This is a genomic window from Cellulomonas timonensis (assembly GCF_900046455.1).
GTDB classification, from domain to species: domain Bacteria; phylum Actinomycetota; class Actinomycetes; order Actinomycetales; family Cellulomonadaceae; genus Cellulomonas_A; species Cellulomonas_A timonensis.
In genome coordinates, this window is record NZ_FCOT01000013.1 from 275,950 (window position 1) to 301,456 (window position 25,507).

The 25,507-nt window shown below is 71.3% G+C and carries 22 protein-coding genes, 2 tRNA genes and 1 riboswitch; of the genes, 12 read left to right on the forward strand and 12 right to left on the reverse strand.

Annotated features, from left to right (window positions below; genetic code table 11):
* Positions 1 to 12: 12 nt before the first annotated feature.
* Positions 13 to 1,212 (forward strand): tRNA dihydrouridine synthase DusB, encoded by a 1,200-nt coding sequence (dusB, locus tag BN3788_RS14750; protein ID WP_066587788.1) that lies wholly within the window; start codon positions 13 to 15, stop codon positions 1,210 to 1,212.
* 40 nt (positions 1,213 to 1,252) lie between these two features.
* Here the strand turns inward: dusB and BN3788_RS14755 are convergent, their stop codons facing one another.
* From BN3788_RS14755 to BN3788_RS14765, 3 genes are all read right to left on the reverse strand, one after another.
* Positions 1,253 to 2,248: a LacI family DNA-binding transcriptional regulator gene (locus BN3788_RS14755; protein ID WP_066587794.1), complete on the reverse strand. Its 996-nt coding sequence runs from the start codon at positions 2,246 to 2,248 to the stop codon at positions 1,253 to 1,255.
* 151 nt (positions 2,249 to 2,399) lie between these two features.
* The gene (locus BN3788_RS14760) at positions 2,400 to 4,139 is read right to left on the reverse strand and encodes a glycoside hydrolase family 13 protein (protein ID WP_390620153.1); all 1,740 of its coding nucleotides are present in this window, start codon (positions 4,137 to 4,139) and stop codon (positions 2,400 to 2,402) included.
* A gap of 88 nt (positions 4,140 to 4,227) precedes the next feature.
* Positions 4,228 to 5,310 carry a LacI family DNA-binding transcriptional regulator gene (locus BN3788_RS14765; RefSeq protein WP_066587795.1) on the reverse strand — a complete coding sequence of 361 codons (1,083 nt, stop codon included), beginning with the start codon at positions 5,308 to 5,310 and terminating at the stop codon, positions 4,228 to 4,230.
* Between the two features lie 188 nt (positions 5,311 to 5,498).
* Here BN3788_RS14765 and BN3788_RS14770 point away from each other — a divergent pair, with 188 nt between their 5' ends.
* The 6 genes from BN3788_RS14770 (at position 5,499) to dnaG (ending at position 14,647) form a co-directional block, all read left to right on the forward strand.
* The gene (locus tag BN3788_RS14770; RefSeq protein WP_066589464.1) at positions 5,499 to 6,716 is read left to right on the forward strand and encodes a sugar ABC transporter substrate-binding protein; all 1,218 of its coding nucleotides are present in this window, start codon (positions 5,499 to 5,501) and stop codon (positions 6,714 to 6,716) included.
* A gap of 124 nt (positions 6,717 to 6,840) precedes the next feature.
* A complete protein-coding gene (locus BN3788_RS14775) occupies positions 6,841 to 8,484 on the forward strand; it encodes an ABC transporter permease subunit (protein ID WP_082812959.1) in 1,644 nt (547 codons plus the stop codon).
* A 1-nt stretch (position 8,485) separates the two neighbouring features.
* Positions 8,486 to 9,397, forward strand: coding sequence for a sugar ABC transporter permease (locus BN3788_RS14780; protein WP_066587797.1), 912 nt, complete (start codon positions 8,486 to 8,488; stop codon positions 9,395 to 9,397).
* Between the two features lie 3 nt (positions 9,398 to 9,400).
* On the forward strand, positions 9,401 to 11,254 hold the full coding sequence (locus BN3788_RS14785) for a glycoside hydrolase family 13 protein (protein WP_066587798.1): 1,854 nt from the start codon (positions 9,401 to 9,403) through the stop codon (positions 11,252 to 11,254).
* 76 nt (positions 11,255 to 11,330) lie between these two features.
* Positions 11,331 to 12,605 (forward strand): deoxyguanosinetriphosphate triphosphohydrolase, encoded by a 1,275-nt coding sequence (locus BN3788_RS14790; RefSeq protein WP_066587799.1) that lies wholly within the window; start codon positions 11,331 to 11,333, stop codon positions 12,603 to 12,605.
* Positions 12,606 to 12,658: 53 nt separating this feature from the next.
* Positions 12,659 to 14,647, forward strand: coding sequence for a DNA primase (gene dnaG / locus BN3788_RS14795; RefSeq protein WP_066587800.1), 1,989 nt, complete (start codon positions 12,659 to 12,661; stop codon positions 14,645 to 14,647).
* Positions 14,648 to 14,690: 43 nt separating this feature from the next.
* Here the strand turns inward: dnaG and BN3788_RS14800 are convergent, their stop codons facing one another.
* The 4 genes from BN3788_RS14800 to BN3788_RS14815 form a co-directional block, all read right to left on the reverse strand.
* Positions 14,691 to 15,488, reverse strand: a complete 798-nt coding sequence (locus tag BN3788_RS14800; RefSeq protein WP_187138393.1) for a transglutaminase-like domain-containing protein — start codon at positions 15,486 to 15,488, stop codon at positions 14,691 to 14,693.
* A gap of 147 nt (positions 15,489 to 15,635) precedes the next feature.
* Positions 15,636 to 15,818, reverse strand: a complete 183-nt coding sequence (locus BN3788_RS14805) for a hypothetical protein (RefSeq protein WP_066587802.1) — start codon at positions 15,816 to 15,818, stop codon at positions 15,636 to 15,638.
* 221 nt (positions 15,819 to 16,039) lie between these two features.
* Positions 16,040 to 16,321, reverse strand: coding sequence for a hypothetical protein (locus BN3788_RS14810; protein ID WP_066587803.1), 282 nt, complete (start codon positions 16,319 to 16,321; stop codon positions 16,040 to 16,042).
* A 641-nt stretch (positions 16,322 to 16,962) separates the two neighbouring features.
* A complete protein-coding gene (locus tag BN3788_RS14815) occupies positions 16,963 to 17,631 on the reverse strand; it encodes a hypothetical protein (RefSeq protein ID WP_147525138.1) in 669 nt (222 codons plus the stop codon).
* A gap of 573 nt (positions 17,632 to 18,204) precedes the next feature.
* Here BN3788_RS14815 and BN3788_RS14825 point away from each other — a divergent pair.
* The gene (locus BN3788_RS14825; RefSeq protein WP_066587809.1) at positions 18,205 to 18,867 is read left to right on the forward strand and encodes a hypothetical protein; all 663 of its coding nucleotides are present in this window, start codon (positions 18,205 to 18,207) and stop codon (positions 18,865 to 18,867) included.
* 74 nt (positions 18,868 to 18,941) lie between these two features.
* Here the strand turns inward: BN3788_RS14825 and BN3788_RS14830 are convergent.
* Together BN3788_RS14830 and BN3788_RS14835 are read right to left on the reverse strand one after the other, a co-directional pair.
* Positions 18,942 to 19,014: transfer RNA gene (locus BN3788_RS14830), tRNA-Asn, on the reverse strand.
* A gap of 91 nt (positions 19,015 to 19,105) precedes the next feature.
* Positions 19,106 to 19,615 carry a hypothetical protein gene (locus BN3788_RS14835; protein ID WP_066587814.1) on the reverse strand — a complete coding sequence of 170 codons (510 nt, stop codon included), beginning with the start codon at positions 19,613 to 19,615 and terminating at the stop codon, positions 19,106 to 19,108.
* Between the two features lie 89 nt (positions 19,616 to 19,704).
* Between BN3788_RS14835 and BN3788_RS14840 the strand changes: the two genes are divergently transcribed.
* Positions 19,705 to 19,778: transfer RNA gene (locus tag BN3788_RS14840), tRNA-Ile, on the forward strand.
* 326 nt (positions 19,779 to 20,104) lie between these two features.
* A riboswitch (cyclic di-GMP riboswitch) is annotated at positions 20,105 to 20,179 on the forward strand.
* Between the two features lie 59 nt (positions 20,180 to 20,238).
* On the forward strand, positions 20,239 to 20,427 hold the full coding sequence (locus tag BN3788_RS14845; RefSeq protein ID WP_108723892.1) for a BldC family transcriptional regulator: 189 nt from the start codon (positions 20,239 to 20,241) through the stop codon (positions 20,425 to 20,427).
* A 75-nt stretch (positions 20,428 to 20,502) separates the two neighbouring features.
* Here the strand turns inward: BN3788_RS14845 and BN3788_RS14850 are convergent, their stop codons facing one another.
* From BN3788_RS14850 to BN3788_RS14860, 3 genes are read right to left on the reverse strand one after another with little or no spacing between them, the layout of a single operon-like run.
* Positions 20,503 to 21,108 (reverse strand): TetR/AcrR family transcriptional regulator, encoded by a 606-nt coding sequence (locus tag BN3788_RS14850; protein ID WP_082812960.1) that lies wholly within the window; start codon positions 21,106 to 21,108, stop codon positions 20,503 to 20,505.
* Between the two features lie 13 nt (positions 21,109 to 21,121).
* Positions 21,122 to 23,257, reverse strand: coding sequence for a YhgE/Pip domain-containing protein (locus BN3788_RS14855; RefSeq protein WP_066587818.1), 2,136 nt, complete (start codon positions 23,255 to 23,257; stop codon positions 21,122 to 21,124).
* A 49-nt stretch (positions 23,258 to 23,306) separates the two neighbouring features.
* The gene (locus BN3788_RS14860) at positions 23,307 to 24,104 is read right to left on the reverse strand and encodes an AAA family ATPase (protein WP_187138394.1); all 798 of its coding nucleotides are present in this window, start codon (positions 24,102 to 24,104) and stop codon (positions 23,307 to 23,309) included.
* Between the two features lie 192 nt (positions 24,105 to 24,296).
* On the opposite strand from BN3788_RS14860, the gene def reads away from it, so the two are divergent.
* Both def and BN3788_RS14870 read left to right on the forward strand, forming a co-directional pair.
* Positions 24,297 to 24,785, forward strand: coding sequence for a peptide deformylase (def, locus tag BN3788_RS14865; RefSeq protein WP_066587820.1), 489 nt, complete (start codon positions 24,297 to 24,299; stop codon positions 24,783 to 24,785).
* 163 nt (positions 24,786 to 24,948) lie between these two features.
* On the forward strand, positions 24,949 to 25,449 hold the full coding sequence (locus tag BN3788_RS14870) for a DUF3145 domain-containing protein (RefSeq protein WP_066587822.1): 501 nt from the start codon (positions 24,949 to 24,951) through the stop codon (positions 25,447 to 25,449).
* The last annotated feature ends 58 nt before the right edge of the window (positions 25,450 to 25,507 follow it).

Consider the following 25,507-nt stretch of genomic DNA (forward strand, 5'->3'; position numbering starts at 1 on the left):
CCAGTGCCTTCTGTGACTGAGAACCTCCCGGACGCCGCCGCCGCGGCGCCCGCCGCCCAAGCGGGCCAGGTGCTGCCCCCGCTGCGCATCGGGCCGCTGACGATCGACACCCCCGTGGTGCTGGCTCCCATGGCTGGCGTCACCAACGCGGCGTTCCGTCGGCTGTGCCGCGAGTCCGGCGCTGGGCTGTACGTCGCGGAGATGGTGACGTCCCGGGCGCTGGTGGAGCGCGGCGAGGAGTCGATGCGGATCATCTCCCACGAGCCCGATGAGAAGCCCCGCTCGGTGCAGGTGTACGGAGTCGACCCCGGGACCGTGGGCGCCGCGGTGCGGATGATCGCCTCGGAGGACCGCGCCGACCACATCGACCTGAACTTCGGGTGCCCGGTGCCGAAGGTCACCCGTCGCGGCGGGGGAGCGGTGCTGCCGTGGAAGCGGGACCTGTTCCGCTCGATCGTCAGCGCGGCCGTCGACGCCGCCAGCCCGCATGGCGTCCCGGTGACGGTGAAGATGCGCAAGGGCATCGACGACGAGCACCTGACCTACTTGGAGGCGGGCCTGGTCGCGCAGGAGGTGGGCGCCGCCGCAGTGGCCCTGCATGCGCGGACGGCCGCCGACTACTACTCCGGCACGGCCGACTGGGAGTCGATCGCGCGCCTCAAGGAGGCCGTCACCGACATCCCGGTGCTGGGCAACGGCGACATCTGGTCCGCCGAGGACGCGCTGGCGATGGTCCAGCAGACCGGGTGCGACGGGGTGGTCGTGGGGCGCGGCTGCCAGGGCCGCCCGTGGCTGTTCGCGGACCTCGCCGCAGCCTTCGCCGGCTCGGACGTGCGGGTGCGGCCCGGGCTCGGGGAGGTGGCGGCTGTGGTGCGCCGCCACGGCGAGCTGATGATCGAGCACTTCGGCGAGGAGCAGAAGGCACTGCGCGAGATGCGCAAGCACATGGCCTGGTACTTCAAGGGCTACGTGGTGGGCGGCGAGCAGCGCGCCGCGCTGGGCCTGGTGTCGACGCTCGCCGAGCTCGATGACAGGCTGGCGGCGCTCGACCTCGACCAGCCGTACCCGGGCGAGGCGGCCGAGGGCCAGCGCGGGCGGGCGGGCTCGCCCAAGCGGCCGATCCTCCCCGAGGGCTGGCTCGACTCACGCGACCTGTCGGAGGACTTCCGCCGCGCGCTGCACGAGGCCGAGCTGAGCATCTCCGGCGGCTGACGCGCCGCTCTGCTCACGGCGTCCTCACGGCGTCCAGTTCTCACGGCGCCGGGGCGCTGCTCCCTCGCACGACGATCCGCGGCCGCAGTCGCAGGTCCGCGGGCACAGGCGAGCCATCGAGCAGCGAGCGGACCCGCACCCACGCGTGCTCCCCGATCTCGTCGGCGGGCACGGTGGCGGTGGTGAGCGTGGGGGTGGCGTACCCGCTGAAGGGGATGTCGTCGAAGCCCACCACCGACATCTGCTCGGGCACTCGGACGCCCAGCTCGTGGAGCCCGGACAGCACGCCGAGCGCCACCAGGTCGTTGTAGGCCACCACGGCGGTGCTCCCGCTCTCCCGGGCGGCGCCCGCGGCCGCGTGGCCGTCGGCGAACGACGGGCCGCAGGGCAGCACGTCGAGCTGGATGCGCCCGCCGTCCGCGAGCTCGAGCAGCGCGTTCAGCCGCAGCGCGTTGGAGGCGCTGGTCGCCGGGCCGGAGAGGTAGGCGAGCCGGGAGTGGCCCAGGCCCTCCAGGTGGGAGACCAGGTCGCGGATGCCGGCTGCGTAGTCGACGGTGACCTGGGGTGAGCGGACCTCGGGCACGGCCCGGTTGAGCAGCACCAGCGGCTCGAGCTCGGGCGCGAGCTGGGCCAGCACCTCGGCGGGCATGCGGGGGGCGCACAGGACCAGCGCGTCGCACCGGTGCCGGGCCTCGCGGGCGACCTCGATCTCGGCGGCGACGTCCTCATTGGACTCCGCCACCAGCAGGCGGTGGGAGGCGCGTCCGGCGGCCTGGCCCAGGCTCCGCAGAATCCCCTGGAAGAGGGGGTTGGCCAGATCGGGCACGACGAGCGCCACAGTGGACGTCCGGCCACCCGCGAGGCCCCGCGCGACGATGCTGGGGCGGTACTCGAGGGCCGCCGCCGCCGCGTGGACGCGTGCGGCGAGCTCGGGGGCGACGGAGGCCTTGCCGTTCATCACGCGGGAGACGGTGGCGCGGGACACCCCTGCGCGTGCCGCGACCAGGTTGATCGTCGCGGGTCGCCACGATCCCACGTCCGCCTCCTTTGGCCTGGTGCTGGTGCCGCGAGTGCGACCGGCGCCCGGATCATATCGGGACGATCCCTCGCCGGTCGCACTCTCGCACGCACCCAGGCCCCATGGGGGCGGTTCACGCCTCAGCTGGCCTGGCGTGTCGTGACGCAGGTCAGGACAGGCGCGCCCACACGGTCACGTCGGTCGGCACGACAGTGCGGCCGTCCTCGGTCGCCACGTCGCCGCTGGCGAGCAGCACGGTGGCGCCCGCGGGCAGCTCGACGGGCTCGTCGCCCAGGTTCGCCACCACCAGGACGTCACGGTTCACGAAGGACACCGCGGAGCCCTCGTCGCCGACGCCCTCGACCCAGGCGAGCGAGCCGGTGCCCAGGTGGAACTCGCGGCGGACCCGCAGCGCCTCCCGGTACATCTCGTACGTCGAGCCGTGCTGGCCCTTCTGCGCGTCCAGCGCGTATGCGGCCCACGAGTCGGGCTGCGGCAGCCAGGTGGCGCCGGTCGGCGAGAAGCCGAAGCCCGGCGCGTCCGACTCCCACGGCAGCGGGACGCGGCAGCCGTCGCGGCCACGCTCGGTGTGGCCTGAGCGCCACCACGCCGGGTCCTGGCGCAGGTCGTCGTCGAGGGCGGTGTGCTCGGGCAGGCCGAGCTCCTCGCCCTGGTACATGTAGGCCGAGCCGGGCAGGCCCAGCATCATCAGGCTCGCGGCGCGGGCACGGCGCAGGCCGAGCTCCTCGTCGGGCTGCTCGTCGCCGTCGCCGATGCCGTTGGGCCGCGAGTTCGGCACCAGGAGCCCGAGCCGCGACGCGTGGCGCACGGTGTCGTGGTTGGACATCACCCAGGTGGTCGGCGCGCCGACCGCGTCGTTGGCGGCGAGCGACGCCGTCACGACGGTGCGCAGCGCTGCGGCATCCCAGGGCGTGCTGAGGAAGGAGAAGTTGAAGGCCTGGTGCATCTCGTCGGGTCGGACGTAGCGCGCGAGCCGGGAGAGGGGCTCCACCCAGGCCTCGGCGACGAGGGCGCGGTCGCCGTCGTACTCGGCGAGGACCTTGTGCCAGGCGCGGTAGATGTCGTGCACACCGTCCTGGTCGAACATCGGGCCGGAGTTGCCCGCGCCGGTGGAGCCCGCGTCATCGGTCGAGCCCTCGATCATGGAGACCGAGCCGTCCCAGTCGGGCAGCCCAGGCGCCTTGACCATGCCGTGCGCCACGTCGATGCGGAAGCCGTCGACGCCGCGGTCCAGCCAGAACCGCAGCACGTCCTCGAACTCCGCGCGGACCTCGGGGTGGTCCCAGTTCAGGTCGGGCTGACGGGTGTCGAACATGTGCAGGTACCACTGGCCGGGCTCGCCCGACGGGTCCGTGGTGCGGGTCCAGGCCGGGCCGCCGAAGATCGACTCCCAGTTGTTGGGGGGCAGCTCGCCGTTCTCGCCCTTGCCCTCGCGGAAGATGTAGCGCTCGCGCTCGGGACTGCCGGGCCCGGCGGCGAGGGCCGCCGTGAACCACTCGTGCTCGTCGGAGGTGTGGTTGGGCACCAGGTCGACGATGATCCGCATCCCGCGCAGGTGGGCCCGCTCGAGCAGCTCGTCGAAGTCGGCGAGCGTGCCGAACAGCGGGTCGATCTGGCGGTAGTCCGCCACGTCGTACCCGGCGTCGGCCTGCGGCGACCGGTAGAACGGCGAGAGCCAGATGGCGTCGACGCCGAGCCGGGCCAGGTGGTCGAGCCGCGAGGTGACGCCCGGCAGGTCGCCGATGCCGTCGCCCGACGCGTCTGCGAAGGACCGCGGGTAGACCTGGTAGATCACGGCCTGCCGCCACCACTCGCCGGCTGTCGAGCTGGGCGCGTGGACGAGCGTGGTCGTGGTGGTGATCGTGCCGTGGGGGTCGGCGATTGTCACGTGGGTGCCTCGTTTCAGGACGGGTGGGCTGCCTAGCCCCGGGGGTGCGGGCGCATGCCGATGGGGGCCGTGCGCGGTGCGTGCTGGATCACGTGGTGATGGTGGCGGTGTTGGCTGAGCGTCCAAGGGGGACGAGCGACGCTGCCGGCGCCGCGCCGGTTGAGGAGCGCACGATCAGTTCCGGGTGGAAGAGCAGCTCGGTGCGTGGCGCGTGGACGCCGTTGATCTCGGACACGAGAGCGCTCACGGCCGCATGCCCCATGGCCTGCACGGGCTGCCGCACAGTGGTCAGGGGAGGGTCGGTGAACGCGATCAGGGGGGAGTCGTCGTAGCCCACGATCGACAGGTCGTCCGGCACTGAGAGGCCGCGCTGCCGGGCTGCGCGCACGGCGCCCAGGGCCATCAGGTCGGAGCCGCAGATGATCGCGGTGTGCCCGGAATCGATGAGCTCGCCGGCTGCGGCCTGGCCGCCCTCGACGGTGAAGAGCGTCGTGACGACGTGCGACGTGGGGTCGACCTCGCCGAAGTGGCGTTCGAGGTTCCGCGTGAAGCCCTCGACCTTGCGCTGGGCGGGGACGAACCTGTCGGGGCCGATCGCCAGGCCGATGCGCTTGTGGCCGAGCGAGACGAGGTGGCGGAAGGCCAGCTCCATCGAGGCGAGGTCGTCGTTGGACACGGCGGGGGCGTCGACGCCGTCGGAGTACCCGTTGACCAGCACGATCGGCATGCCCCGGCTGCGCAACCGGTGGTAGCGCTCGGGGCTGGCCGAGGTGTCGGCGTGCAGGCCGGACACGAAGACGATGCCCGCGACCTCGTGCTCGAGGAGCATCTCGACGTACTGGTCCTCCGTGGTGCCGCCGGGGGACTGCGTGCACAGCAGCGGGGTGTAGCCGCGTTGCGACAGCATCGTCTCGATGACCTGCGCGAACGCGGGGAAGACCGGGTTGGACAGCTCGGGGACCACGAGGCCGACAAGGCCTGCGGACCGGGTGCGCAGCTTCTCGGGGCGCTCGTATCCGAGCATGTCGAGGGCGGCGAGCACCGCTTGCCGCGTCTGCGCGGAGACTCCGTGCTTGCCATTGAGCACGCGGGAGACGGTCGCGGTGCTGACGCCTGCTTGCTCTGCCAGGTCAGTCAGACGGGTGCGCACGTGGGGCAGCGTAAGCGACATAGGACCTCCTCGTCCGGGTATGAGCCCACGGAGGTGCCCGCGTAGCCGACCTTGCAACTGTTGCCTGAAAGTTACCGTAACGGTTTGCAAGGTGGCTTGCAAAAGCGTTAGCGTCACGCCACACCAGGCCAGCGTCGGTGGGAGATCCCTCCGATGCGGCATCTCCCCTGTCGATATGGAGAACGATGATGCGACGGAGCATCCCTGTAGTCGCTGCGACGCTCGGCCTCACGCTGACGCTTGCGGCGTGCTCGGGCTCGGCCGAGCCCGCAGCCGACACGACCGCCGGGTCGGGCGAGGACACCCTGACGATCTGGGTCGACGAGACCCGCCAGGACGCAGTGGCCGAGGCGGCGAAGGCCTTCGAGGCGGAGACCGACCTCAAGGTCGAGCTCGTCCTCAAGAACTACGGCGACATCCAGGCCGACTTCATCGCGCAGGTCCCGACGGGCAAGGGCCCCGACATCACCGTCGGCGGCCACGACTGGCTCGGCGCCTTCCTGCAGAACGGCGTCGTGGCCCCCGTGGAGCTCGGCGACAAGACCGAGGAGTTCATCGCGACCTCCACCGAGGCCTTCTCGCAGGACGGCCAGGTCTACGGCGTCCCGTACGCGGTGGAGAACATCGCCCTCATCCGCAACACGGCCCTGGCCGCGACCGCCCCCACGACCTGGGACGAGGCGATCGCCGCCGGCCAGGCCGCGGGCACCCGGTACCCGATCCTCGTCCAGACCGGTGTGGAGGGCGACCCCTACACCTACTACCCGCTGCAGACGTCCTTCGGGGCGCCCGTGTTCGCGCAGAACGCTGACGGCTCCTACACCGACGAGCTGACGCTCGGCGGCGAGGCCGGGGTCGCGTACGCGACGTGGCTCCAGGCCCAGGGCGCCGCAGGCGTGCTGAGCACGGACATCACCTACGACATCGCCGTGGAGGCGTTCTCCAACGGCGAGTCGCCGTTCATCATCGGCGGCCCCTGGATGATCGAGTCCTTCGAGGGCCTGGACCTGGCCATCGACCCCATCCCGTCGGCCGGCGGCCAGCCCGCCGAGATGTTCGCCGGCGTGCAGGGCTTCTACGTCAGCGCGCAGAGCGACAACGCGCTGCTCGCGAACGACTTCCTCGTCAACTACATCGCGACGACCGACGCCCAGGTGACCCTCGCCGAGGCCGGCAACCGCCCGCCGGCGCTCCTGTCGGCCGCCGAGAAGTTCGCCGACGACGCGATCATGACGGGCTTCGCGGCCGTGGGCGCCACCGCTGCGCCGATGCCGTCGATCCCCGCCATGAACTCGGTCTGGGAGTTCTGGGGCGTCACCGAGGCCAACATCATCTCGGGCGCAGCGGCTCCGGCCGACGCCTGGAACAAGATGGTCTCGGACATCGAGGGCGCGATCAGCAAGTGAGCAGTACCCCGCGGTCGTAGCACCGCAGGAGCCGGTGGCGTGCGCCAGCCGCACGCCACCGGCTCACCCGCGAGGGAGGCCCCCCGCCCTCGCCCGTCTGAGCACCTGAGCCCCGGAGGCACTGATGTCCACCCCCCAGCCTGCGGTCGTCGAGCCGGCGAACCCCGGAACCCGTGACGGCGGTGGCACGCCCACGAAGCGACGCCCCCGCCCGATCGACAGGTCCCACGCACGCGAGTTCACCCGGGGCTTCTTCGCCAAGCTCGTGCTCATGGCCGTCATCGACGCGCTCGGGGTCTACGCGCTCTTCGCGGCGTGGAACGCCGAGGCCTGGGGCATCTTCGCCGCGATGGCGGCACTCGTGGTCGTCGCGAACTGGGTGTACTTCTCCCGTCGCGCGCTTCCGCTCAAGTACATCCTTCCCGGGCTGGCGTTCCTGCTGGTCTTCCAGATCTATGTGGTCGCCTACACGGGCTACGTCGCCTTCACCAACTATGGGGACGGCCACAACTCGACCAAGGAGCAGGCCATCGAGGCCCTGCTCATCCAGAACGAGCGCCGCGTCGAGGGCTCGGCGTCCTACCCGCTGACGGTGCTCGCCGACGGTGACGAGCTCGCGTTCGGCGTCCTCACCGACGACGGCGACGTGCGCGTCGGCCGCGCCGACCAGCCGCTCGAGACTGTGGACGACGCGGTCGTCGAGGGCAGCGTGGTGACGGAGGTCCCCGGATACGAGGTGCTCGACCGGCAGGGCGTCCTGGCCCGCCAGTCCGAGGTGACGACCCTGCGGGTCCCGTTCTCCGACGACCCGGAGGACGGCTCGATCCGCACGCAGGACGCCCGCACCGGGTACGCCTACACGTCGACCCTCGTCTACGACGAGGCCGCCGACACGATGACCGACACCACCACCGGCGCCGTGTACTCGCCGAACGACCGGGGTGAGTTCGAGGACGCGTTCGGCAACAAGCTCAATGTCGGCTGGCGTGTCGGCGTCGGCTTCGAGAACTTCACCACCGCGTTCTCCGACAGCCGTTACTCCCAGCCGTTCGTCAAGATCTTGGCCTGGACGTTCGCCTTCGCGATCCTGTCCGTGGTGTCGACGTTCGCCCTCGGCCTGTTCCTCGCCATCGTGTTCAACGACGAGCGGCTGCGCGGGCGCAAGGTCTACCGGACGCTGATGATCCTGCCGTACGCGATCCCCGGGTTCCTGGCCGCGCTGCTCTGGTCCGGGATGCTCAATCGCAGTTACGGGTTCGTCAACCAGGTGCTGCTCGGCGGCGCGCAGATCGGCTGGCTCACCGACCCGGTGCTGGCCAAGGTGGCAGTGCTCGGCGTCAACTTGTGGCTCGGCTTCCCCTACATGTTCCTCATCTGCACCGGCGCGTTGCAGTCGCTGCCAGGGGACGTGCTCGAGGCCGCGAAGATCGACGGCGCGGGCAAGTGGCGGACGCTGCGCTCGGTGACGCTGCCGCTGCTCCTGGTCTCCACGGCACCGCTGCTCATCTCGTCGTTCGCGTTCAACTTCAACAACTTCACTCTCATCTACATGCTCACCGGCGGCGGGCCGCGCTTCGCGGACGCGTCAGTGCCACTGGGGCACACCGACATCTTGATCTCGATGGTCTACTCCGTCTCCGGCATCGACGGGTCGGCGCCGAAGGACTTCGGGCTGGCCAGCGCGCTGTCGATCATCATCTTCATCATCGTCGGCACGGTCTCCGCCATCGCGTTCCGTCGGACCCGCTCGCTCGAGGAGATCAGCTGACATGGCCACCGACATCCTCCCCACCCGCGCCTCGGGCGCCCAGCAGGCCGAGGTCACGCAGCGCATGGGCTTCAAGCGCTGGGCCCGCGAGCTCGGCTGGCGCCACCTCATCGGCGTCGTCGCCGTGGTCTACGCCGGCTTCCCGATCCTGTACATCATCTCCTCCTCGCTGAGCGAGAAGGGGACGCTGACGGGTTCCAACAAGCTGTTCGCGCAGGTGAGCTTCGCCAACTACGGGAAGCTCGGCGAGACCCGCTTCTGGGAGTGGGTCGGCAACACGCTGGTGATCGCCAGCATCACGGCGATCGGCACGGTGCTCATGGGCGCCGCCGCGGCCTACGCGTTCTCCCGGTTCCGGTTCTCGGGGCGCCGGGTGGGGCTGACCACGCTGCTCATCATCCAGATGTTCCCGCAGATGCTCGCCTTCGTCGCGATCTTCCTGCTGCTCATCGCCCTGGGCAACGTGATCCCGGGCCTGGGCCTGAACAGCCGGCTCGCGCTGATCTGCATCTACCTGGGCGGCTCGCTCGGCGTCAACACGTTCCTCATGTACGGGTTCTTCAACACGATCCCGCGCGAGCTGGACGAGGCCGCGAAGATCGACGGCGCCACCCACGCGCAGATCTACTGGACGATCATCCTGCGGCTCGTCGCGCCGATCCTGGCCGTCGTGGGGCTGCTGTCCTTCATCAGCACCTTCGGCGAGTTCATCATCGCCCGCACGGTGCTGCAGTCGGAGGGCAACTGGACCTTGGCCGTGGGCCTCTACAACTGGGTCTCGGACCTGCTCGAGGCCAACTGGGGCCTGTTCGCGGCGGGCGCGGTGATCTCCGCGATCCCGGTGCTGGCGCTGTTCCTCTTCCTGCAGAAGTACATCGTCGGCGGCCTGACCGCAGGCTCTGTGAAGGGCTGACGCGTGGCGGGCCACCTCCTCGACCAGCCGCATCACGACGGGTCGGAGCTGTACGTCCCGCAGGGCGCCCCGCAGCTCGGCGACGTGGTCCCGGTGCGCTTCCGCGTGCCGGCCACGGGCTCCGAGCGGGCGCTGTGGGTGCGGACCGTCCGCGACGCCGAGCCGCGCATGGAGCCCGCCCGGCTCGAGCACGCGGACGAGCATGAGCGCTGGTACGTCGCCGACCTCCCGATGCACAACCCGGTGACGGGCTACCGGGCGCTGCTCGACGAGCCGGGCGGCTACCGCTGGCTCAACGGCGCCGGGACGCATGCGCGGGACGTGGCCGACACGCATGACTTCCGGCTCTCCGTCCATGAGCCGGCGCCGGGGTGGCTGGACGACGCGGTGGTCTACCAGATCTTCCCGGACCGCTTCGCGCGCTCGAGCGGGCACACCGGCCCCCCTCTGGGCGACCTGCCCGACTGGGCCCAGCCCGCGGACTGGTCGGACGAGTCGATCGGCGCGGGACCCGGTGTCGCGACGCAGTTCTATGGCGGCGACCTGCCCGGCGTCGAGCAGCGGCTGGACCACCTGCAGCGGCTCGGCGTGGACACCGTCTACCTGACGCCGATCTTCCCGGCGCGCTCCAACCACCGCTACGACGCGAGCACCTTCGACCATGTCGACCCGCTGCTCGGCGGGGACCAGGCGCTCGCGTCGCTGAGCCGCGCGCTGCACGGCCGCGGCATGCGGCTGATCGGCGACCTCACCACCAACCACACGGGCGCCGGGCACGAGTGGTTCGCGCGGGCGCAGGCCGACCGCGCGAGCGAGGAGGCGTCCTTCTACTACTGGCAGCAGCAGGATCCCGGCTATGTGGCCTGGCTGGGCCACGCCTCGCTGCCCAAGCTCAACTACAACGCCCCCGCGCTGGCGGAGCGCTTGATCGAGGGTCCCGACTCGGTCATCGGGCGATGGCTCCGGGAGCCCGTGAGCCTCGACGGCTGGCGGATCGACGTCGCCAACATGACGGGCCGCCACGGCGCCGACGACTTCACGCATGAGGTGGCCCGCACGATTCGCGCCACGATGCGCGACCTCAACCCGGAGGCCGTGCTCGCCGCCGAGCACTTCCACGACGCGGGCCTGGACCTGCGGGCCGGCGGGTGGCACACCAACATGAACTACTCGGCGTTCACCCGCCCGCTGTGGACGTGGCTCGTGGACCCCGACAACCAGCTCGGCTTCTTGGGGCTGCCGACGTCGATCCCGCGCCGCGACGGTGCCCAGATGGTCGCCACCATGCGGGAGTTCGACGCCGCGGTGCCGTGGTCGATCACCATGCGGCAATGGAACATGCTCGGCTCGCATGACACCCCCCGGCTGCGGACGGTGGTGAAGTCCCGTGAGATGGTCGAGGTCGCCGCGGGGCTGCTGTTCACCTACCCCGGCACGCCCGTGATGTTCGCGGGCGACGAGGGCGGGCTGACCGGGGTCAACGGCGAGCACGCCCGCGTCCCGATGCCCTGGCCGCAGATCGACGCCGGCGGCGGCCCCGGCTGGGACGCCGCGACGTTCGACCTCTACCGCTCGCTCATCGCGTTGCGCCGCTCGTCGCGGGCACTGCGCCTGGGCGGGATGCGGTGGGCCGTCGTGGAGCCCGACGCTGTGGCGTACCTGCGGGAGACCGCCGACGAGCGGGTGCTCGTGCTGGCCTCCCGGGCGCCGTGGGGCGGGGCGACGCTGCCGCGGCATCTGGTGCCACCGGGCGGCGCCGTCGAGAACCTCTACGGCGGCGCGGAGCTGCGCCTGCGCCCGGACGGCGTCGAGCTGCCCGGGGACGGGCCGGGCGTGCAGGTGTGGCGCCTGGCGTGAGCCCGCCGTCGGCTGGTCCGACCCGGCCTGTGGAGCGCATCCGGCCCCGTCAGCCCGGCCAACTAGGGTGAGGCCCGTGACAGCGCAGACCCTGATCGACGGATACACCGAGGTGGACCGCGCGCGCTGGGTCGCCGAGGCGCCCAAGTCGCGTGCCCGCTCCCCGTTCGAGCGGGACCGCGCGCGCCTCGTGCACTCCTCGGCGCTGCGGCGGCTGGGCGCCAAGACGCAGGTCCTCGGCCCGGGCTCGGACGACTTCGTCCGCACCCGCCTGACGCACACCCTCGAGGTGGCGCAGGTGGGCCGGGAGATCGGCAAGGCCCTGGGCTGCGACCCCGACGTCGTGGACACCGCGTGCCTCGCCCACGACCTGGGCCACCCGCCGTTCGGCCACAACGGCGAGCGCGCGCTCGCCCAGATCGCGCGCGGCATCGGCGGCCTCGAGGGCAACGCCCAGACCCGGCGCCTGCTGACCCGCCTCGAGCCGAAGGTCGTCGGGCCGGACGGCCGCGCCGTCGGGCTCAACCTGACCCGCGCGAGCCTGGACGCGGCCACCAAGTACCCCTGGCCGGCGGGGGCGGGGCCGCTCATGCCCGACGGGCGGCCCACCCACAAGTTCGGCGTCTACAGCGACGACGCCCCGGTGTTCGCCTGGCTCCGCGAGGGCGCCCCGGCGGGCCGCAAGTGCCTCGAGGCGCAGGTCATGGACCTGGCGGACGACATCTCGTACTCCGTGCACGATGTGGAGGACGCCGTGGTCGGAGGGCGGCTCGACCTCGTGGTGCTCACCCAGGCCGAGGAGCGCGCCCGCGTCGTCGAGGGCGTGCAGGCCTGGTACGGCGACGACATCGACGGCGACGGGCTGCTCGACGCGATGGACCGCCTCAACGCCGAGCGGCTGTGGGAGCACGGCTTCGATGGCTCACGGGGCGCCCTCGCGATGCTGAAGGACGCCACGAGCCAGCTCATCGGGCGGTTCGCGGGCGCCGCCCAGGCCGCCACCCGCGAGCTCTACGGCGAGGGGCCGCTCACGCGCTACGCCGCCAACCTCGTGGTGCCTGCCGAGACGATGGCCGAGATCCTCGTCCTCAAGGGACTCGCCGTGGCCTACGTGATGGCGCCCCGGGAGCTCGAGCCGCTCTACCACCGCCAGCGCGAGATCCTCGCGGACCTGGTGCACGTCATGGCGGACCGCGCCCCCGTGAGCCTCGAGCCCCCGTTCGCCGCCGACTGGGCGGCCGCTGCCGACGACGGCGCCCGGCTCCGTGTGGTCATCGACCAGGTGGCCTCGCTCACCGACGTCTCCGCCGCCGAGCTGCACGGCCGCCTGGTGCGCCCGCCGCGCCGCTGACAGCCCGGTCGCGGGTGGGCCTGGTGACCAGCCCGCTCGCCTAGACTGCGGGCGTGGCAGGACGGATCCGGCGGGAGGACGTGCAGGCGGGTCGCGAGCGCGCCCACATCGAGGAGATCGTCGGCCAGCACGCGACGCTCAAGTCGGCGGGGGTCGGCTCCGCGAAGGGGCTGTGCCCGTTCCACGACGAGCGCTCCCCGTCGTTCCACGTCCGCCCCCAGGTCGGGCTGTGGCACTGCTTCGGCTGCGGCGAGGGCGGCGACGTCATCTCGTTCGTGCAGAAGATCGACGGGCTGCCCTTCGCCGACGCCGTGGAGTACCTGGCCGGCAAGGTCGGGCTCCAGCTGCGCTACGAGGAGGGCGGCGCCCCCCGCCCCGGCGAGGAGCCCGGGCGCCGGCAGCGGCTGCTCGAGGCGCACCGAGTCGCCGCCGCCTACTTCACCGAGCAGCTCACCACGCCCGGCGCCGCCACCGCGCGACAGTTCCTCTCCGAGCGCGGCTTCGGCCGCGACGCCGCGGAGCAGTTCGGGGTGGGCTACGCGCCGCAGGGATTCGACTCGCTGCTCCGGCACCTGCGCGGGCGCGGCTTCACCGAGGCGGAGCTGACGGCCTCGGGCCTCGTCAGCCAGAACAACCGCGGGCTCTACGACCGGTTCCGCGGGCGGCTCGTGTGGCCCATCCGCGAGGTCACCGGCGACACGATCGGCTTCGGGGCGCGCAAGCTCTACGAGGAGGACCAGGGCCCCAAGTACCTCAACACCCCCGAGACGCCGCTCTACCGCAAGTCGCAGGTGCTCTACGGCATCGACCTCGCGAAGCGGGAGATCGCGAAGGAGAAGCGGGTCGTGGTCGTCGAGGGGTACACCGACGTCATGGCCATGCACCTGTCGGGGGAGGGCACCGCCGTCGCGACCTGTGGCACCGCCTTCGGCCCGGACCACGCCCGGATCGTGCGCCGCCTCGTCGGGGACGCCGGCTCCAGCGGCGGGGTGCAGCTCTCGTCCGGCGCATCCGTCGGCGGCGAGATCATCTTCACGTTCGACGGGGACGCCGCCGGGCAGAAGGCCGCGCTGCGCGCCTTCGGCGAGGACCAGACGTTCACCGCGCAGACCTTCGTCGCCGTCGAGCGCAGCGGCATGGACCCGTGCGAGCTGCGCCAGGCCCAAGGTCCGGAGGCGGTGCGGGCCCTCGTCGCCGGACGCCAGCCGCTCTTCGAGTTCGTGATCCGCGCGACGCTGCGCGCCTACGACCTCGGCACCGCGGAGGGCCGGGTCGGCGCGCTGCGGGCTGCCGCGCCCGTCGTCGCCGGCATCCGCGACACCGCCCTGCGGCCCGAGTACACGCGGCTGCTCGCCGGCTGGCTCGGCATGGACCAGGGATCCGTGAACGACGCCGTGCGGTCCGCCGGACGCCAAGGCCCGGCCCAGCGAGGCCACGACCCCCGCTCCGCCCGGCCCGACGGCAGGCAGCAGCGCGGCGATCAGGCCTCGCCCGGCGCCTCCGAGGGCCAGCATGTGCCCGTCGCCCCGATGCGGCAGCCCGACCAGCGCGACCCCGTGGCCCGCACCGAGCGCACAGTGCTCGAGGTCGTGCTCCAGCACCCCCAACTCGTGCCCGACGAGTTCGACCACCTGCAGGCCGACGCGTTCACCGCGCCCGCCTACCGTGCCATCCACGAGGCGATCAGGGCTGCTGGCGGCCTCCAGGGGGCCCGCGAGGCGCTTGCCAGCTCGGGCTCGGGGAACGCCGCCTCCTGGGTCGCCCGGGTCCAGGAGGAGGCAGCCCAGCCGGTCGCCGGGCTCGTCACCGAGCTGGCCGTGGCTCCGCTGCCCGAGGACCGCCCCGCCGCGCTCGCGGACTACGTGCGCGGTGTGGTGCTCGCCCTCGTCGAGATCGGCTTCACCCGGCACATCGCCGACCTGCGCGGCCGGCTGCAGCGGATGGACGGCGCCCAGGACCCTGCGGGTTACCAGGCCGCCTTCGCCGAGCTCGTCGCCGTCGAGGCCCGGCGCCGCACGCTGCGCGACAGCGCCAACGCCTGACGGGCGGCACGTCCAGCCCTCGCGAGGTCGGCGCAGCGTCGTGTCAGCGCAGCGTCGTGGGGGAGACCCCGTCGTCGGACGGCAGATCGCCGTGGGTCGTGGCCGTCACGGTGAACGCCCGGAGCGTGATCTGCCCGCCGTAGTTCGACAGGAACGCCGTGTCGGCGGCGTCCCGCCCGGTCGCGATGCGGAGCATCGCCGTGCGCGGCGCGAGGCCTGTCGCGTCGACCACAGCCCAGCCGCCGTCCACATAGGCCTCCACGACCGCGTGGAAGTCCATGGGACTGAGCCCGGGGGCGTAGACGGACACGAGCCGCGCCGGCACGTCACGGGCCCGCAGGAGGGCGATGACGAGGTGTGCGAAGTCGCGGCAGACCCCGCGCCGGTTCAGGAGCGTGTCGGTGGCCCCGTCGGTGGGGGCGCTCGACCCCGACTGGTACGACACGTGCCCCTTCACCCACCCCACGATCGTGCCGAGCAGCGCCCTGCCCTCCAGGGGTCCGAACTGGTCCTGCGCGAACGCCAGCAGCCGATCGGACTGCGCGTACCGGCTCGGCCGCAGCGACTCCAGCAGGTCGCCGTCCTCGACGGCGGGCGGATCGGCGAGGCCCGAGACCTGCGCCCGGTAGTCGACCACGACGCGCCCCGGGGGAGCGGTCGCCCGATGCACGCGTGAGCCGTTCGGCCCCTTCATCTCCTCCACGTCGAGCTGCCCGCGCGCATGGGAGACGGTCAGGTGCTCCTGCCGGTCATAGGCGCCGTCGGCCACCGCCACCGCCAAGTACAGGTCGGTGGGGCCGAGCACGTCGAACGAGAGATGGGAGGTGACGGTCCGCAGCACCGACGTCGCGACCTTTCGGGAGGGCCTGGGCATGAGGGGCGACGGGTGAGCTCCCCGCGCAGATGCAGTGTGAGGCCGTGCCCGGGCGCGCGCCAGAGGCCGACGCATACGCCTGGCGCCGGGCCTGGCGGAAGGCGAGGCGGGTCGTCAGGGGAACACTGGGCCGTCGAACACTCCCTCGGCGACGTCGGACCAGAACTCGACCCGGGGTGCCGCGCCGCCTTCGGCGGCTGAGCGGCTGTTGGCGAGGTTGGGCCGTCGAGCGCTGAACTCGTGGAGCGCCCAGTCCGCCAGGCTGCCGCCGTAGGAGATGACGTCGGTCTGGTGCACCGAGAAGACAGGGCTGCTCGCCGGGGATGGCGCTGCGGGAAGGCAGCGATGCCGGTACAGCGGCAGCATCCGCGGAACGCCGGCCATCCGCCAGCGGGCCTCACGCTCGGCGGCGTCAGCGGCATGGGGCCGCGGACCCCAGGACGCTGGCCAGAACGCGTTGTGGAGAACGTCGAAGACGACCCCCTCGACTGGACTCGAACCGGTGGGCGCCCGAATGGCTAGAGGTAAAGCGACCAGATACTTGCGGCCGCACCCGCGGCGAGGCCACCCCCGACAAGGGAGATGTCCCAGACCAAGTCATCTCGCAATCTGGCGAACGGGCGGCGGATGTCTGCGTATTGCTCGTTAAAGTCGTCATAGGTGGCACTCGTACTCCTGCGCTCGTCCACGAGCGCGCTCGCCTTGCGAAGATCGTTCTCAGCGCGAGTCAGTAGTCGGGCGAACCCGGCGAACGGAAGGATGGCGGCCAATATGTAAAGCAGGGCGATAACCGGGACCATGTAAGAAATCTAGCCCCTCCTCCCATCCGAGGCCTCTGATCCATCCCCCGAATCATCTTCTAGACAGCGCGGATAGAATGGAAGGGGTCGCAGTTCATGGCGCGACCGATGTTTAGGGCCGCCAGGCATGGCGACATTGCCATCACGGCGCAGGTTTGTGGGGAGGCCGGTAAACGGTAAGGGCAACGGTCGGAGCGCTGGCATGCTCGGGCCAAGTAACGCGACGCACACAGCGAGGTGCGCGACGCGGAGCGGTTTGCCACGGCCGAAGCCAAGGCGGTGAGGTTGCGGGGAGTGCCTCGCCGAGCGACTGTGCTCGACAGCCGGCATTGCGTTCCCCAGTTCTCGCGGGATGGTCTGAGACCAGAGCGAGATGAGCGGCGCGATGTGGCGCATCCTGGCGGTGCTGGACTTGTCTGGGCTACGTCACACACGCTCCGCCGTTACGGCGGCAACGCTTTGAAATCAGGCGGGCATGAGCGCTCGTGCTATCGCCACCGCGTCGGGCAGTATTAATCCCAGCATGACGATGAACGAGTTCATAGCCCGTGACCTAGGCGACCATAGGACAGCCGCGATGCTCTGAGCGGTCGGGCCATAGGCCCGGTGGCGAGCAGGCCTGCTGATCGAAGTGTGCGCCTCTACGGGTGCCGCTGCGTGAGGAAGAGCGTCACAACGGCAAGAACTAGGCCGACCCCGACTTCAACGATGATCGTGTCGCGGTTTCGAGCCAGCCAACTGGGTCGCTGTGCTCGATCGACAAGCAGCAGCTCACCCCGAGCGGTCCACCCGATTCCGAGCAGTATCCAGGTAATGACCGCATTGATGCCGATCGCCCACATGAGTGGCTCGGGCAAGGGTGACAGAAGCAGCAGAATAGCGGTTGCCACGATGCAAAGGATGCCAAACGGGAGCGAAAGCCAAGAGCGGCAGGCCCAGGCGAACTTGCGACAGTCGGCGTCGATCAGTCGCAAGAGGCGCTCACGAACACCGAGCGCGAGTGCATCTGTTGTCGCACTTACGGCAACATGAGCCGGCCGCAGCGCTATGTAGATGGAACTGCCCGTGTCGCCATTGCGAACGTAGTAGGTCATCTGACTTAGCGAGCGCGCGCCCGCTGTCACAAAGTCATCGACGGTGGTGGCGTCACCTTCAAAGTCCTCGCTTGAGATGCTGACTTGTCCCACCGCGCTGAGTTCATCTTCGATCCGCCGAAGGTCCTCGAGGTCGATGCGAGGGAGGTACCGGATCGTGCTCACCTCTCGGCCGGGCACGGGGCGGCGTCGCAAGGGTCGAGGCTGTGCGGTCACGCGGTTAGCGTAGGGGGTCTCGACTTGCTGCCCACAGTCCGCCTCGCGCGTCGCGTCGCGCGTCGCGCCGATCTCAATGACGGGGCACGAGAGGGCGGCATCCTTGCGCGATGCCGCCCAACGCCCTGACTTGATCGAAAGCTCCCTCGACTGGACTTGAACCAGTAGCCGTTCGAGGCAAGGGAGCCTGTCATTCATTGGTGCTGGGCGTCGACGGGGGCGAGCATCCATGCAGGTCCTGGCCCTGACACACGTCAGGATCGTCATGGCGAGTGGGGGTGTCGTTCTCAAAGTGGAGATCTGAGCGGCACGAGCGCCGCCGCGCGGCGCATCATGGACGATGCGGGACTGAGCTGGGTGACCTCGCACACGTTTCGCCGGACGGCCGCGATGGTCAAGGATCAGGCAGGTATGAGCGCGCGTGCTATCGCCACGGGCCATCGGCATACCAACCCCACGACGACGATGAACGTCTACATGGCCCGTGACCTGGGCGACCAGCAGGTAGCGGCCGTGCTCTGAGTCTTCGGCGTTTCTTGCCGAGAGGCATGAGCGCCCCCATACGCTTGATCCATGACGGCAAACACCGGGGGACTCCGGCTTAGGGCGGAGTCGTCGCGCGCACCAGTCGTTCGGCGTCCGCGCCCTGACATCTTGGACCTGCGGGCGATCCAGACGGAGCTGAGGGCTCTCGGTGAAGTCACGATCACCAGTTCAGCCATAGAGGGGGAGGCTGGCGACATCGATGATGTCGTCGCGCTCGGCATCCAGTCTCTCAATGACTTGAGGATGGTCGGATCCACGTTGGCGCCTCATCGGTGGCTCACCGTCAGTCTTGACCGCGACGTGGCTCGTACCTCCGGGCCCGAGCACGACAGCCTCGTTGCTGGCGTCGAGTTGCGTGTGCTCGGAATCCTCCGTCCTCATCGCAACCGAGTTGCGCAGTGGTGCGACACGTGGGCTCCCCTTGCGGTGATCGGGGTCTCGGTGCTGGCGAGCATCCTGGCTGACCTGGCGTCGGACGGGACGTCTGTGGGGCTCCAGATCACGGCGGTTGGCGTCGTGGTCGCTGTGGCAATGATGATGTTTGGATGGCGGTCCAAGGGCCGGATCATGCTGGTTCGGCGCGACGACGCGCCTTCGTGGCTCGCCCGCAACCGGGACAGTCTGATCGTCGACTCCCTCGTCGGCGTGCTGCTGCTCGTCGGAGGATTCGTACTGGGCAAGGCTGCGTAGCGCCCTGAGCCCGGGGTAAACGGGGAACGGCACCCCTGCCGGGATGCCGTCCACCGCGCTGACCTGCTGTTTTGCTCCCTCGACTGGACTCGAACCAGTAACCGTCCGATTAACAGTCGGATGCTCTGCCAATTGAGCTACGAGGGATCGTGGCGGACAAGACTGTAGCAGTCACGTGAGGGTGACTCGAAATCGGCCGCCGTCCGTGGGACCCGCGCGCGGGAGCGCGCCGCCGGCTCTAGTCGGGAAGCCCTGCGGCTCGCCGGACGCGCAGCTCCGCCGCGTCCACGAGCGCCCCGACGCGAGGCTGTGACAGGTCCACGGAGCCGTCGCCGATCACCTGGGACACCAGGTCGCCCTGCTCGTCGCGGCGCAACGCCACCCGGACCGTCGCCCCGCCGGGCAGCACCACCGTCTCGGAGTGCACCACCGACGACTGGACGCGCTCGCGGAGGGTCTGGGCGAACGCCGGCGCCCCCCGCTCGGTGAGCGGGAGGTCCTCGGTGGTCCCGTCGACCCAGTGCACGGTGATGGTGGAGGTCTCGACGGTGAGCTGTGCGCGGTCCACGTCGATCCACGGGCGCCGCTGCACGGCGTCGGGGCCAGCCAGGCACAGCGCGCGCCGGGTCGCCACGGCCCACCGGCCGTCAGCGAGCTCGACCACGGCGAGGATGCGGTCGCCGGGCGGCAGGGCCAGCTGGGCGCGAACCGGGGCGGGCAGGGACGGGCGGCGCGAGAACAGGGGCACAGGCCCACGGTAGCCGGGTCGAGCCGCTGGGCTGCGTCAAGGCCGGGATCACCAGCCCGACGGCCGGAACCGGTAACCTGTCCCGTCGCGGGCCAGTAGCTCAGCCGGTCAGAGCAGCGGACTCATAATCCGTCGGTCGTGGGTTCAAGCCCCACCTGGCCCACCGTCGCACGGGTGCGTCCATGTGCCCGGCAGCACGAGCCGCCACGAGGCGCCTGACGGGCCTCAAGCGAGACAGGGCGCCTCATCCGCACAGGATGAGGCGCCCTCGCCTGCCGTGGACATCTCGCCACCACGTCCCGCTCGCGCCTGGACGTTGCGCCGAGCATAGAGGGGACTTTGGTCCCGCGCATCGGGGCGTCGCCGATGTCTGCATTCCTCCTGTCTTCGCGCGGAGGACGCCATTACAGACGGATGTTCAGGACACCGCCCGATTTCACCCGGTGGTTTCTTGCACGCTTGTCCAGTTTCCTGCATAGTTCAGGGCGTCAGCGAGAACGGCAAACCCGCCGCGAGGTGGGGACGCAAAGCCACGGGGCCTACACGGTTAGCCGAGCTACCGAACGACAGGAGTCAGAGTCATGGCCATTACCACCCCCAACCGCAACGAGTCCGCCACGCAGATGCCGGGTGCGCTGCTCACGCCCGGTGAGGTGGCAGTCCTGTTCCGCGTCGACCCGAAGACGGTCACGCGCTGGGCCCAGGCGGGCAAGCTCTCGGCAGTGCGGACCCTCGGTGGGCACCGTCGCTTCCACGAGGCCGAGGTCCGCGAGCTGCTGACGGGCGTCCCGCAGCAGCGCACCGAGGGCTGATTCCACAGCACACGTCGACGAAGGCCCCGGGGATGAACCCGGGGCCTTCGTCATGTGCGTGGTGGGTGGGCGTGATCAGTACGCGTCGAGCACCGTCGCGAGGACCGACTGCCGCACGTCGGCCACGGGCCGGTGCGGCTGGAATGCGAGCCATTCGAGGCCGGTGACGAGCGTGGCGCCGAAGATCGCCGCGGCCGTCAGACTCGGGTCCAGGTCGGGGCGGCTCGCGGCGACGGCGTCGGCGAAGATGCCCATGGACTCCTCGCGCACCAGTCGGATCGACTCCTGCCAGTCGCGCCCGGTGCGGAAGATCTCGGCGACCATGAGCTTCGCGAAGTCGGGGTGCGTCCGCACCTGGTCGAGCAGCTCGGACACGAGGGCCTCGATCGCCGCACGGCCCTCGAGGCCGTCGGCGGCGGCCCGCAGGGCGGTCGTGAGGCGGCCCACGCCCTCGACGATCACGGCCTCGAACAGCGCCGTCTTCGAGCCGAAGTTGTAGTAAATGCTGCCCTTGGCCACTCCGGCCTCCGACGCGATGTCGTCGACAGACGTCGCCGAGAAGCCACGGTCGGCGATGAGCGAGACGGCCGCGTCCACGATGACGGCACGGGTCCCGGCCCCGCGGTCGCCGCGTCCGGATCGACGCGGGGGTGCTGCGGGGCCGGGAGGCGTGCTGGTCATGGAGGGCAGCCTGTCAGATCTCGAGGGCGGGGTGCAGCCGCGACAGGCTCCAGGTCCGGAGCCGGCCGGCACGCCACGCGGTCACGGCGAGCGAGCCGATCAGCACCGCGACGAGGTAGGCCACCGCGCCCCAGAGCCGCGCGTCCACCCCGCCCGTGATGACCTCGCGCAGGCCGGTCACGGCGTAGCTCATGGGCAGCAGCGGGTGCACGGCCCGGAAGAACAGCGGAGTGGTCTCCACGGGGTAGGTGCCGCCCGAGGACGCCAGCTGCAGCATCAGCAGCGCGAGGATCGCGACCTTGCCCGCCGCGGGGCCGAGCACCGTCGTGAGCATCTGCTGGAGTGCGAGGAACGCGGCGACGATCAGCAGCGTGAACGCGACGGTCCCCGCGGCGCTGTGCATCTCGAGCCCGACACCCCAGTGGGTGACGCCCAGCATGACGGCGACCTGGCCGACGCCGATGATCATCGCGGGCATGAACCCTGCCAGGGCCACCCGCAGCCCGGACGCACGCGTCGCGAGGGCGCGGGTGGGCAGCGGGCGCAGCAGCAGCCAGGTGATGAGCGACCCGACGAACAGCGCGAGCGGGAGGAAGAAGGGCGCGAAGCCCTCACCGAAGCCCTCGGCGGTCGCGAGGTCGGCCTCCGTGACCGACACGGGCGAGCTGATCATCTCCGCGCGGTCGGTGCGCAGGCTGGCGTCGTCGTGGGGGATCGCGTCCGCGCCGCTGGCCAGTGCGTCGGCGAGCGTCTGTGTGCCCTCGCCCAACTGGTCGCTGCCGTCGGCGACCTGGCCGGCGCCGTCCGCGAGCTCGCTTGTCCCCGCCGCGAGCTCGCCTGCGCCGGAGGCGAGGGTGGAGGCGCCCGTGGCGAGCGTCGAGGACCCGGTGGCGAGCGCCTGGGACCCCGAGGCGAGGGACTGGGCGCCGTCGGCGACCTGAGCGGCGCCGTCGGCGAGGGACCCGGCGCCTGTGGCGAGCTCGTTGGCGCCGCTCGAGAGGGAGCCGAGCCCGCTGCTGAGCGCCGAGGCGCCCTGGGCGACCTGTGCCGCTCCTGCGTCCAGCTGGGCGAGCTGCCCCGACATGGCTGTGAGGGTGGCGCTGCTGGGCAGCTGGGACTGGGCCTTCTGGAGGCCGGTGAGGAGCTGGGACGCCGTGGCGTCACCGGCCGTGGCGCGGGCTCCCAGGTAGCTGCCGATCTGCGTCAGGCCGGACTGGAGCTCGGGGAGGGTCGACGTGAGCGCGCCCACTTGCGTGACGGTGCTGTGCACGCCCGCGGCGACGTCGCCCGCGCCGCTGGCGAGGGTCGTCGAGGAGGAGGCCGCGGTCGCGGCGCCGTCGGCCAGGGATGTGGCTCCGGCGGACAGGCTCGCTGCGCCGTCGGCTGCCGAGGCGGCCCCGGTGGCGAGCGTGCCCGCGCCCGTGGCGACCTGTTGCGAGCCCGAGACGAGGGCCTGCGAGCCGGAGACGAGCTGCTGCGACCCGTCCGCCAAGGCCGCTGCGCCTGCGGCGGCGCTCGACGCGCCGTCCGCCACCTCATGGGCGCCGTCGGAGAGCTGTCCGCCCGCCGCGCGCAGGGTCAAGGCGCCATCGGAGGCCTGGGCGAACCCGTCGCGCGCCGACCCGAGGCCCACGAGCACCTGGTCGACGACCTGCTCGCCGATCGTCGCCGAGACGGCGGACTGGATCTGCGTCATCGCGGACCGGCCGAGCGTCGAGGCGAGGAACGAGTTCGCGTCGTTGTACGTCACGAGCAGCTGCGCGGTGGTGGGCGAGTCGCCCGCCGCCGACGCGATGTCGGCGGAGAAGTCGGCGGGCACGGTGACCGCGAAGTAGTACGTGCCGTCGGAGACGCCGTCGGCGGCCTCGTCGGCGTCGACCTCGACCCAGCCCAGGTCGCCCGACTCGAGCAGTCGGTCGGTCACGTCGGCGCCGGCGTCGAGCCGTTCGCCGTCGACCTCTGTGCCCTGGTCGGCGTTGACGAGGGCGACGGGCAGCCGGTCCATGTTGCCGGTCGGGTCCCAGAAGGCCCAGAGGTAGAGCGCCCCGTAGAGCAGGGGGACGAGGATCATCGCGGCGACGGCGAGCCGGGGGAGCCGGCCGCGGCGGAACCGGCGGAGCTCGGTTCCGGTCGAGGTGAGGGAGAGCATCGGGGTCCTTCGAGGCGGGGGCTGCGCGCGGGCGCGGCGGGGAGGAGGATCAGTCGGCGTGCAGGGCGCGCGGCCCCGTCGCGAGGGTGAGTTGCTCGGGTCGGCGGTTCCAGCGCATGCGCGCGACCTCGTCGAGCGAGGCGACGGAGGCGATGACCGTGACGCCGCCCAGGGCGAGCGCCTCGAGCCGGGTCCAGACGAACTGGCGGCGCACGGAGTCGTGCACCTGGTCGACGTCGTCGACGACGAGCAGATCGGGCTGCTGTGCCATGGCGAGGGTGACGCGCAGGAGCATCACGTCGACCTCGTCGAGGTCCCACACGAGGCTGCCGACGCGCGGCAGCGGTCGCTCGCCGAACACGGGCCGGATGAGGCGCGCCAGCTCGCGCTGGTCCACGCGGGGTGTGCGGCGGTACCAGGGGGAGAGCCAGGCGAGGCGCTCGCGGACCGTCTCGCCGACGGTCACAGACTCGTCGAGCTCGTCGATGCCGTGGAACCCGGCGATGGCCGCGCGCCGCTGGACGGCGGTGCGCCGACTGGGCAGCGGCTCGCCGAGCACCGTCAGCGAGCTCGCCTTGTCGGGCAGCATGCGGCCCGCGAGGGTGAGTAGCAGGCTCGAGCGGCCGCCGCCCTGGGGGGCCTGCACCACCAGCAGCGCGCCGCGCGGGACCTCGAGGTCGAGGGGGCCGTAGACGAGCCCGCGGCTGCCGTGCAGCGCGAGGCCGCGGGCCGTGACGGCGAGATCGGTGGCCTGGCGTGTGCTGGCCGGGGAGCCGGTGTCGGGGTCCAGCTGCTCGGTGGGGAGCGCGGTGGCGCCGTCGTGGCGACCCTGGATGGCGTGCTGCACGGTGTGCCTCTCGCTGTTGGACTGACCGGTCAGTGCAAAAGTAGGACGACTCGTGGCGCGCTGCAAGCGAGATGGCCCCGGCGCGGTGTTCGGTGAGTCACATGGCTCATGCCGGCTCCTGCGGAATCGGCGTTCGCCCCGCCACGCCTGGACCTCGAAACGCATGCCCTCCGCGCATGAAACAATCCGGCCATGGCGATGAGAGAGATCCGCACGGTCGGCGACCCGGTCCTGCGCACCCCCTGTGACCCGATCACCACTGTTGACGAGCGCGTCCGCTCGCTTGTCGCGGACCTTGTCGAGACGGTCGACTACGAGGGCAGGGCGGGACTCGCCGCCAACCAGATCGGTGTGAACCTGCGGGCGTTCTCCTGGAACATCGACGACGAGGTCGGCTACGTGCTGAACCCGACGATCGTGGAACTGTCCGACGACTACCAGGACGGCGACGAGGGCTGCCTGTCCGTGCCGGGCCTCTGGTACCCGACGCGCCGCGCGTGGTACGCCCGCGTGGTCGGCGTCGACCTTGACGGCAACGAGGTCGTCGTCGAGGGAACCGAGCTCATGGCCCGCTGCCTGCAGCACGAGGTCGACCACCTCGACGGGATGCTCTACCTGGACCGCCTCGACCGCGCGGTCCGCAAGAAGGCCATGCGGACCATCCGCGAGCAGCTCGCCTGACCAGCGGTTCTCTCCGATAAATCGGGGCGATTCGCCCGACGGCTGGCGTCACGTCCCAGCCGTCGGGCATGCTGTCCCCAGCACGCCGCGAGACCGTGCGCTACTCCCGGGAACGGGCTGAGGTCGTTGGGGAAGACGAACCTCGATCCGTCAGGAGGGCGACATGGCAGGTGCGATCACCCGCGGTGTACTTTTCGTGCACTCAGCGCCGCGTGCGCTGTGCCCGCACTTGGAGTGGGCAGCAGGGAATCTTCTGGGGACCCGCGTGTCCTTGGACTGGACCCCGCAGCCGGCGGCGCGCGGCATGTACCGCGCTGAGCACTCGTGGCAGGGCGCCCCGGGAACCGGCGCCCGGCTCGCCTCCGCCCTCCGGGGCTGGACCCACCTGCGGTACGAGGTGACGGAGGAGGCCAGCCACGGCTCCGACGGCGCCCGGTGGAGCCACACTCCGGAGCTGGGCATCTTCCACGCGGCCACCGACGTGCACGGCAACGTCGTCGTGCCCGAGGACCGCATCCGCGCTGCGCTCACGCATGCGGCCGACCCGGCGCGGCTGCGCGCCGAGCTGGACCTTGCGCTGGGGCAGGCCTGGGACGACGAGCTCGAGTCGTTCCGCTACGCCGGCGCCGGCGCCCCCGTGCGCTGGCTGCACCGCGTCGGCTAGAGCACACGCACAGCAGAACGGCCCCGACGCGACGAGCGTCGGGGCCGTTCTGCTGTGC